Annotated in this window: 8 protein-coding genes; 5 read left to right on the forward strand and 3 right to left on the reverse strand. The window is 71.0% G+C overall.

All coding sequences use genetic code 11. The annotated features are described in order from the left end of the window. Window positions 1-31: 31 nt before the first annotated feature. Window positions 32-1,201 carry a PucR family transcriptional regulator gene (locus tag DI269_RS02015; protein WP_112133474.1) on the reverse strand — a complete coding sequence of 390 codons (1,170 nt, stop codon included), beginning with the start codon at window positions 1,199-1,201 and terminating at the stop codon, window positions 32-34. A gap of 116 nt (window positions 1,202-1,317) precedes the next feature. Between DI269_RS02015 and trxA the strand changes: the two genes are divergently transcribed. Both trxA and DI269_RS02025 read left to right on the forward strand, forming a co-directional pair. After that, the gene (gene trxA / locus DI269_RS02020) at window positions 1,318-1,689 is read left to right on the forward strand and encodes a thioredoxin (protein ID WP_112133475.1); all 372 of its coding nucleotides are present in this window, start codon (window positions 1,318-1,320) and stop codon (window positions 1,687-1,689) included. Window positions 1,690-1,993: 304 nt separating this feature from the next. Next, window positions 1,994-3,436, forward strand: coding sequence for a PDR/VanB family oxidoreductase (locus DI269_RS02025; RefSeq protein WP_112133476.1), 1,443 nt, complete (start codon window positions 1,994-1,996; stop codon window positions 3,434-3,436). 50 nt (window positions 3,437-3,486) lie between these two features. Here the strand turns inward: DI269_RS02025 and aceE are convergent, their stop codons facing one another. Continuing rightward, window positions 3,487-6,219, reverse strand: a complete 2,733-nt coding sequence (gene aceE / locus DI269_RS02030; RefSeq protein WP_112133477.1) for a pyruvate dehydrogenase (acetyl-transferring), homodimeric type — start codon at window positions 6,217-6,219, stop codon at window positions 3,487-3,489. A gap of 298 nt (window positions 6,220-6,517) precedes the next feature. On the opposite strand from aceE, the gene DI269_RS02035 reads away from it, so the two are divergent. The 3 genes from DI269_RS02035 to DI269_RS02045 all read left to right on the forward strand — a co-directional run bounded on the left by DI269_RS02035 (window position 6,518) and on the right by DI269_RS02045 (window position 8,701). Then, window positions 6,518-6,934, forward strand: a complete 417-nt coding sequence (locus DI269_RS02035; RefSeq protein WP_232822581.1) for a DUF3052 family protein — start codon at window positions 6,518-6,520, stop codon at window positions 6,932-6,934. A gap of 62 nt (window positions 6,935-6,996) precedes the next feature. After that, entirely contained in the window at window positions 6,997-7,461 is a 465-nt protein-coding gene (locus tag DI269_RS02040; protein WP_112133479.1) for a peroxiredoxin, read from the forward strand. A gap of 91 nt (window positions 7,462-7,552) precedes the next feature. Continuing rightward, window positions 7,553-8,701, forward strand: coding sequence for a hypothetical protein (locus DI269_RS02045; protein WP_112133480.1), 1,149 nt, complete (start codon window positions 7,553-7,555; stop codon window positions 8,699-8,701). On the opposite strand, the gene DI269_RS02050 is transcribed toward DI269_RS02045, so the two are convergent. Beyond that, a complete protein-coding gene (locus DI269_RS02050) occupies window positions 8,688-9,629 on the reverse strand; it encodes a cation diffusion facilitator family transporter (protein ID WP_232822582.1) in 942 nt (313 codons plus the stop codon). The two genes, DI269_RS02045 and DI269_RS02050, sit on opposite strands and share 14 nt — an antisense overlap. Window positions 9,630-9,726: the final 97 nt, after the last annotated feature.

Consider the following 9,726-nt stretch of genomic DNA (forward strand, 5'->3'; position numbering starts at 1 on the left):
GGTTCTTGTAGGAACCCTACAACACTCGTTGTCAGCTGCGAGGACGCCGGGTCACCGGGGAGTTCTCCAGGCGGCCTATGGTCAACCCCACACGCAGTACGAAGGCCTCATGCGGATCGGTGGGGGAGAAACCGGTCACCTCCTGGATGCGGCGGAGGCGGTAGCGGACCGTGTTGGGGTGCACGTACAGCTCGCGCGCGGTGCCTTCGAGGACGCCGCCGGAGGAGATGAACGCGTCCATGGTCTCCAGCAGCTCGCCGCCGGCGCGGCGCAGCGTCATGAACACGCCCTCGCGCAGGCCCTGGCGGGCGGCCTCGTCCCCGGCGATGGCGCGCTCGGGGAGCAGCTGCATCGCGGTGACGGGGCGGGGCGCGTCGGGCCAGGCGGGGGCGGCGCGGTGCCCGGCGACCGCCGCGAGCGCCGACGAGGACGCATCGGCGAGCCCGGTCACGGTGGGCCCCACGACGATCGGGCCCTCACCGAACTGCCCGGTGAGCTTCTCGACGATCTCCACGGGCTCCTTGACGCCGCCCAGCAGCAGCACCAGGCGGGCGCCGTGGACGCCCGCGAGGATGTCCAGGCCGAGCCTGCGCGCGGCCCGCTGGACCGAGTGGAGGACGAGCGTCGCCTCGCCGCCGGGGGTGGCGCCGCAGACGACGGTGATCGTCTGGGTTTCCGACCAGCCGAGCGCGGCGGCGCGGCTGATGAGCTCGTCGGAGTTGTCCCCGCGCAGGAGCGCGTCGACGAGCATCGCCTGGAGGCGGGCGTCCCACGCGCCGCGGGTCTCGGCGGCGCGGGCGTACACGCGTGCGGCCGCGAACGCGATCTCGCGGCTGAAGCGCAGCACCGACTCGCGCAGCTCGGCCTCCTCGCCGTCGGCGGCGAGCGCGGGGACCTGCTCTTCGACGACGTCGATGACGACCTGGATGAGGGCGACGGTGTGCTGGAGCGAGATGGCGCGCGCCAGTTCGAGCGGCGCGGCTTCGAACACCATGTCGGAGGTGCCGAGGTCGTCCCCGGAGGACCGCAGCCACTCCAGGAACTGACGGACGCCGGCCTGGGCCACCAGGGTCACCATCGAGCGCTGCTCGGCGGGGAGGTCGCGGAACCAGGGGAGGCGTTCGTCCATCCGGGTGAGCGACTGGGTCGTCAGCGCCGACGAGGAGCGTTCGATGTTCTGAATGGTCGTGGCCAGGTCCATGCCCTATAGCCTGCCAGACGTGGCGCGCGCCGCGCACCGACGTCGGACGGAATACCCGTCGCGCCACTAATGTTGCCCGAGAGTACGAGATCAGCAGAGAACAGAGAGGCGGTCCTATGGCCACCGTTGAACTGACCAAGGACAACTTCGAAGCGACCGTGACCGGCAACGGCATCGTGCTGGTCGACTGGTGGGCCGACTGGTGCGGACCCTGCAAGATGTTCGCGCCCACGTTCGAGTCCGCGAGCGAGCAGCACGCCGACGTCGTCTTCGGCAAGATCGACACCGAGGACCAGCAGGAGCTCTCCGCCGAGGCCGGGATCCAGTCGATCCCGACGCTCATGGCCTTCCGCGACGGCATCCTCCTCTACAGCCAGCCGGGCGCCCTGCCGCCGGCCGCGCTGGAGGAGATCATCGGCAAGGTCAAGGAGCTCGACATGGACGCCGTGCGCGCCGAGATCGAGAAGGAAGAGGCCGAGGAGGACTAGGGCCTGTCCTGTGGGTCAGAACGGTCGGGATCCGGCCCATTTGCCCGCTCGCCGCGTTGTCGGGGCCTCCCCATACAACACCGGTATGGGGAGGCCCCTCCGCCTTGCGAGCGAACAAATGGACTCGGATCCCGCCTCGCCCTGACCCACAGGACAGGCCCTAGACCCCTCCGACCTCCCGCAGACCCGCAGGGGGCGGGCGCGTTTCATACGCGCCCGCCCCCTTTTGTCCGTCCTGAATGCGTGCTACGTTGAGCCTCGGTTGGGGACAGCAGCAGGGCCGGACGCCAAGAGGGGCTTCGCAATGCAGGTCGACACCACCCCCGCCGCCGCGCGCCGAGAACCCGGGTTCCCCTTCCGCCGCATCCTCCTCGCCTGCCACGTCGTGCTCGCCGTCTACTGGCTCGCGTACATGTCCTTCGTCCTCGCCCTGTGCCTGTGGGCCGCGCTCTCCGCGGACCCGGGCGCTCCCGTCTCGGCCTGGGCCGTCGCCGGCATGTTCAACGCGCTCGGCACCGGCGCGCTCTCCTTCGCCGTCATCGGCACCGGTGCGGCCCTCGCCGTCACCGGCGGCCTGGTCCGGCACCGGTGGGTCGCCGCCAAGACCGCCGCGGCCGCGCTCGCCGTCGCCGGGGGCCTGGTGTTCCTGCGCCCGGCCCTGACCGCGCTCGCCGGCGGCACCGGGACCGGCGCCGACCACGCCGTCCTCGGCACCGGGACCGCCCTCGGCACCGGCCTCCTCGGCTTCGCCGCCGTCGTCTCCTACCTGCGGCCGTGGGGGCGCATCGGCCGCGCCGCCGCCCGCCGCAAGATCGCCGACGGCCGCTTCGCCGTGCGCGTGCGCCGCGTCGTCCCCGTCGCCGCGAAGGTCCACGCCATCGAGCTCACCGGCCTCAAGGGCCGCCTGCTCCCGCCGTTCGAACCCGGCGCGCATCTGGAGGTCGAACTGCCCTCGGGCCTGGTCCGCCACTACTCCCTGTGCTCCTACGCCGGGGACCGCCTCTCCTACCGGATCGCGGTCCTGCGCGAGGACGCCGGGCGCGGCGGCTCCCGCGAGACCCACCGCCTCCGCGAAGGCGACACCGTGCGGATCTCCCCGCCCCGCAACAAGTTCCCGCTCGCCCTCCACTCGGGGTACCTGTTCATCGCCGGAGGCATCGGCATCACCCCGATCATGCCGATGATCCTCCAGGTCGCCCGCGCCGGCATCCCCTGGCGCCTCGTCTACACCGGCCGCGCCCGCTCCACCATGGCCTTCGCCGACCAGCTCGCCACCACCTGGCCCGGCAACGTCGTCCTCTACCCGACCTCGAAGTTCGGGCGCCCCGACTTCGTCGCCGAACTCGCCGGGCTCCCCGCCACCACCGGCGTCTACGCGTGCGGGCCCGCCCCGCTCACCGACGCCCTCGCCGACACCGCCCGCCGCGTCGCACCCCAGCTCGAACTCCACACCGAGCAGTTCACCCCGCCCGCCGACGCCCCCGCGCCCTTCGACCTGCTCGCCAAGCGCACCGGCGCCGCGGTCGTCGTCGGCGCCGACCGCTCCGCCCTCGCCGCGCTGGCCGAAGCGGGCGTCCCGGTCCGCTCGGGCTGCGAGATCGGCGTGTGCGGCGCGTGCCGCCTGCGGGTCGTGGAGGGCCGCCCCGACAACCCCGAGCAGGTGCCCGGTGAGACCGCCCCTGACGGCGCGCCGCTGTTCTACCCGTGCGTGGGCCGCGCCAGGGGCCGCCTCGTCGTGGACGCGTGAACGTGAAAAGGGACCGGGGTCGCCCCCGGTCCCTTTTTCGCTTGTGCGGCTTAGGAGTCGCCGCCCGCCTCGCCGGCCTCGGCGGCCGTCGGGTCGGTGATCGCGTACTTCGCGGCCGCCTGCGCGGCCAGCTCCGGCTTGACCTCGCCGCGGGCGGCGAGCTGCTGGAGGGCCGCCACCGTCACGGACTCGGCGTCCACGTTGAAGTGGCGGCGCAGGGCCCCGCGGGTGTCGGAGTGGCCGAAGCCGTCCGTGCCCAGCGAGGTGTAGTCGCCCGGCACCCAGCGGCTGACCAGGTCGGGCACGGCCCGCTGGTAGTCGCTGACCGCCACGAACGGGCCCTCGGCGCCCGCGAGCTTCGAGGTCACGTACGGGACCTGCTTCTCGGCCTCGGGGTGGCGCAGGTTGTGCAGCTCGGCCGCGATCGCGTCGCGGTTGAGCTCGGACCAGGAGGTCACCGACCACACGTCGGCGGCCACGCCCCAGTCCTCGGCCAGCAGCTGCGCGGCCTTCTGCGCCCACGACATCGCCGACCCGGAGGTCAGCAGCTGTACTCGCGGCCCCGACACCTCGGAGGTCGACACCCGGTGGATGCCGCGCAGGATGCCCTCGACGTCGACGCCCTCCGGCTCGGCCGGCTGCACGATCGGCTCGTTGTACACCGTCAGGTAGTAGAAGACGTGCTCGCCGTCGGCGTACATGCGCTTGAGGCCGTCCTGCACGATGTGCCCGATCTCGTAGCCGAACGCCGGGTCGTACGAGACGACCGCGGGGTTGGTGTGCGCGATCAGGACCGAGTGGCCGTCCTCGTGCTGGAGGCCCTCGCCGTTGAGCGTGGTCCGCCCGGCGGTGGCCCCGATGAGGAAGCCGTTCGCGAGCTGGTCCGAGGCCGCCCAGATGGCGTCGGCGGTCCGCTGGAACCCGAACATCGAGTAGAAGATGTAGAACGGGATCATCGGCTCGCCGTGCGTGTCACCGGCGGTGCCCGCCGCGGTGAACGCCGCCACCGAGCCGGCCTCGTTGATGCCCACGTGCAGGAGCTGGCCCTGCTCGGACTCCTTGTAGGACAGGAACAGGTCGCGGTCCACCGACAGGTACTGCTGCCCGTGCGGCGAGTAGATCTTCGCCGTCGGGAACATCGCGTCCATGCCGAAGGTGCGGGCCTCGTCCGGGATGATCGGGACCCAGCGCTTGCCGGTCTCCTTGTCCCGCATGAGGTCCTTGAGCAGGCGCACCAGCGCCATCGTCGTGGCGGCCTTCTGCTTGCCCGAGCCGCGCTTGGCCGACTTGTAGGCCTCCTCGCCCGGCAGGGTCAGCGGGACCACCGTGTTGCGGCGCGAGGGGATCGACCCGCCGAGGATGCGGCGGCGCTCCTGGAGGTACTCGTGCTCCGCCGAGCCCTCCTCGGGCTTGATGTACGGCGGCAGGTACGGGTTCGCTTCGAGCTGCTCGTCGGTGACGGGCATGTCGAGCGCGTCGCGGAAGCCCTTGAGGTCGTCGAGCGAGAGCTTCTTCATCTGGTGGGTCGCGTTGCGGCCCTCGAAGGTCGAGCCGAGCTTGTAGCCCTTGACGGTGTGCGCGAGGATCACCGTCGGCTGGCCCTCGTGCTCCATCGCGGCCTTGTACGCGGCGTAGATCTTGCGGTCGTCGTGGCCGCCGCGGCGCAGGTCCCAGATCTCGTCGTCGGTCATCGGCAGCGCCATCGCCTTCGTGCGCGTGTCGCGCCCGAAGAAGTGCTCCCGGATGAACGCCCCGGACTCGGCCTTGAACGTCTGGAAGTCCCCGTCGGGGGTGGTGTTCATGAGGTTCACCAGCGCACCGTCGTGGTCGGCGGCCAGGAGCGGGTCCCACTCGCGGCCCCACATCACCTTGATGACGTTCCAGCCCGCGCCGCGGAAGTACGACTCCAGCTCCTGCACGATCTTGCCGTTGCCGCGCACCGGCCCGTCGAGGCGCTGGAGGTTGCAGTTGACGACGAACGTGAGGTTGTCGAGCTCGGCTCCGGCCGCGAACTGGAGCGCGCCCCGCGACTCGACCTCGTCCATCTCGCCGTCCCCGAGGAACGCCCACACCTGCTGCTTCGAGGTGTCGCGGATGCCGCGGTCCTCCATGTACCGGTTGAACAGCGCCTGGTAGATCGCGTTGATCGGGCCCAGGCCCATCGACACGGTCGGGAACTGCCAGTAGTCCGGCATGAGGCGGGGGTGGGGGTAGGAGGGCAGGCCGCCCTGCGGGCGCGACACCTCCTGGCGGAAGCCGTCGAGGTGGTCCGCGGTCAGGCGGCCCTCCACGAAGGACCGGGCGTACATGCCGGGGGAGGCGTGGCCCTGGTAGAAGATCTGGTCCCCGCCGCCCTCGTGGTCGCGGCCGCGGAAGAAGTGGTTGTAGCCGACCTCGTAGAGGTTCGCGGCCGAGGCGTACGTCGAGATGTGGCCGCCGACGCCGATGCCGGGACGCTGCGCGCGGTGGACCGTCATCGCCGCGTTCCAGCGCACGTACGCGCGGATGCGGTGCTCGACGGCCTCGTCGCCGGGGTAGTGCGGCTCGGCCTCGACGGGAATCGTGTTGACGTAGTCGGTGCTCGTGGACGCCGGCACGCCGATCTGGCGCTTCCGTGCGTGTTCGAGCAGCCGCTGCATGACGTAGCGGGCACGGGTGCGCCCGCCGCCGTCGAGGAGGCCGTCCAGGGATTCCAGCCATTCACTGGTCTCCCCGGGGTCGGTGTCCGGCACTTGGGTCGGCAAACCGTCACTGATGGGCGGCCGGTTCTGTTCCGTGGTCACGGGCGGTCCCTCGTTCTAAGACTGCGGCTGTGCAGGGTTTCTCTCAATGGCAGCAGAGTGTCATCGTGTTCTACCATCCTCCCTCGAATCTACCGCGACCCTCGTCCGCCCACCCGGGTTGATGCGACCGCGCCCACACTCCAGTACACCCCCACGTCACGGCGGTGCGACCGTTTGCCGAGGGTGCTTCGCGAACGGGCGCGCGAGTCCGCCATATGCCCCACCGAATATGCTCTACTCCATATGCTGTGGTTCACAGAGCGACGCGCTCTGGCATCCGACCTATGGAGGGGACAAGGTGAACGCTCCGAGCAGCCCGGTGGACGTGTCGAGCGTGGTGCAGCGACTCGGGCTCGACGGCGTCGAGGCGGTCATGGAGATCGGATTCGACACCGACGTGGACGCCGCACTGCGGACGGCCGTCATCGAGGCCGTCGGCGAGCTCCTCGACGAGGACTCCGACGAGATCGTCGGCGCGGTCCTCCTGTGGTGCCGCGCGGAGGACGGCGACCTCGTCGACCTCCTCCTGGACGCCCGCGACCCCCTCGCCGACGACGGCGTGGTGTGGCTCTTGACCCCGAAGGCGGGGAAGCCCGGGCACATCGAGCCGGCCGACGTCGAGGAGGCCTCGGCGCTGGCGGGACTGAAGTCGACGAAGACGCTGAACGCCTCCCCCGACTGGGTCGCGTCGCGGATGGTCGTCGCCCGCCGCTAACCTTCAGCGCGACAGAACACCCGAGGCCCCGCTCCCGCGGCGGCCCTGTGCAAGGAGCGCGCATGCCGATCGAGACCGGGGCGAAGGCCCCCGCTTTCACGCTGAAGGACCAGAACAACCAGGAGGTCGCGCTCGCCGACTTCCTCGGCGAGAAGCACGTCCTCCTCGTGTTCTACCCGTTCGCCTTCACCGGCGTGTGCGAGGGCGAGCTGTGCGGCATCCGCGACAACCTCGACTCCTACCAGTCCGACGACGTCCAGGTCCTCTCCGTCTCGGTCGACTCCCCGTTCGCCCACAAGGTGTGGGCCCAGCGCGAGGGCTTCGAGTTCCCGCTGCTGAGCGACTTCTGGCCGCACGGCGCCGTCGCCCAGGCCTACGGCGTCTTCAACGACGAGAAGGGCATGGCCAACCGCGGCACGTTCGTCATCGACAAGCAGGGCGTCGTCCGCTTCGCCGAGATGAACCTCCCCGGCGAGGCCCGCGACCAGTCGCTGTGGCAGAAGGCCCTCGCCGAGCTCCAGGGCTAGGATCGCCGTGATTTTCCGGGCGCGCCGGTGCAACGCTCCGGCGCGCCCGCGGCGTATACGCGGCATCAACCCTGAGAGAACGGGACCCGTCGTGCTGCGCAAGCGAATCGCCTTGATCCTCGCACTCCCGCTGGCCGCCTCCGGCTGCTCGCTGTTCGAACGCGAGGAGGAGGACCTCGACTTCGACGCCTACGCCGACGAGCTCACCGACATGTACAACGAGGGCGTCCGCCTCGACATGGAGCTCACCGCGGCCGAGGCGCGGATCGTGCAGGACTGCCTTGAGCGGCAGGGCTTCACCGTCCACAGTCCCGACGAGTTCGCGTACTTCGGCCTGGCCGAGCGCGAGACCTTCCTCGACGAGGGCCCCTACGAGACCTTCCTGCCCACGGTCGAGGAGGCGCGGCTGCGGGGCGTCTTCCAGTGGGTCAACCTCGACGGCGCCGAGACCATCGAGGACGGCGTGCCGTGGGCCGCCTACCAGGAGTCCATGGCCGCGCAGGGGATGAGCGACACCCCGCCCGAAGGGGTCGGCACCGGCGAGTTCTTCGAGCTGTCCCCCGAGGAGATGTACGCCTGGTACGTCGCCTACGGCGGCGAGACCTGGGCCGAGTACCAGCAGGGCTACCTCGTCGGCATCGACGCCTCCAAGACCGACGCCAGCGGCGAACAGGTCTACGTCAACCCGCCGCCCGGCGGCTGCGAGCTGGAGATGATCGAGGCCGTCTACGGCGAGCCCGACGAGCAGGACAACGCCGAGGAGTCGTTCAACGACTGGGTCTGGCGCCCCGAGCAGCCCGGCGGCGACTGGGAGGCCATGAACGAGCGGTACACGGAGCGGACCGAGGACGCCGAGGCGCCGCTGCTCGACTGCCTCGACGAGCGGGGCTTCGGCGGCTGGGAGTTCCACAACGGGCACTTGGCGGTCCACGACTACCTGTTCGAGTCCGGTGAGGGCCAGCACCCCTACCACTCGTACGAGGACGAGGGCGGCGCCTGGCCCGACCCGCCCGAGGACGTGCCCGACGAGTCCGACACCCAGGCCTGGCTCGACTTCGAACGCGAGCAGACCCTCGTCCTCGCCGAATGCGGCGACGAGTCCGGCTACCGCGACGCCGCCGTCCACGCCTGGCAGCAGGCCCAGCTGCGCTACTACCTCGACATCGAGGACGACGTGTACGCCTGGCAGGAGGAGATGCGCGGCTACCTCGCCACGGCCCAGGAGGTCATCGGGGAGTGAGTTCCGCGTCTCCCCACGGGCTCAGGAACACGTAGGTGATCTGCGGGTACTTCGCGCGCAGGCGGGCCTCGGCGTCGCGGCTGGCGGCTTCGATCTCGGCGCCGTCGGCGGTGTCGCGGTAGTCGATGCGGGCCGCGACCAGGACCGAGGTGGGGCCGAGCTGGAGGGTCAGGAGCTCCTGGACGGCGGTGATCTCCTCGCCCGAGGCGAGTTCGGCGCGGACGGCCTCGCGGAACCTCGGCGGGAGGCTCCGTCCGATGAGGAGCGAGAGGTTGGCGTGGCCGAGGAGGACCGCGACGACCAGGAGCAGGACGCCGATGAGGATCGAGGCGCCGCCGTCGTAGAACGGGTCGCCGGTGATCTCGGTGAGCGCGAGGCCCGTGGCGGCCAGCAGGAGGCCGATGAGGGCGGCCAGGTCCTCCAGGAACACCGCCTTCAGGCTCGTGTCCGGGGTGTGGCGCAGGAACAGGCGCGGGCGCACGTTCCACTGCCGCGACTCGCTGCGCAGCTGCACGATGGTGCGCGCGAACGAGACCGCCTCCAGGACGAACGAGATCCCCAGGACCACGTAGGACACGAGGTAGTCGGCCTCGCCGTCCGCGTGGAGCGAGTGGAAGCCGTGCGTGATGGAGAACAGGCCGCCCGCGACGAACGTGAACGCCGCCGCCAGCGCCGCCCACATGTACGCCGTCGAGCCGTACCCGAAGGGGTGCGCCTCGTCGGGGCGCTTGACGCTGTTGCGCAGCGCGATGTACAGCATGATCTCGGTGACGGTGTCGGCCGCCGAGTGGGCGGCCTCCGAGACCATGGCCGCCGAGCCCGACAGGACCCCGGCGACGAGCTTCGCGACCGCGATGGCGAGGTTCATCAGTCCCGCCAGGAGCACGGTCAGGACGCTCTCCGACTTCACTTCGCCCGCATCGCTCACGCTTAGGAGCCTAGGCGAGCGGACGCCGGGCCGGACCCGGGATCGCCGGGTCCGGCCCGGCCCGGTTCAGCGGAGTCCGGTCACTGGCCGCGGGTCG

Source organism: Glycomyces dulcitolivorans, from assembly GCF_003265355.1.
GTDB classification, from domain to species: domain Bacteria; phylum Actinomycetota; class Actinomycetes; order Mycobacteriales; family Micromonosporaceae; genus Glycomyces; species Glycomyces dulcitolivorans.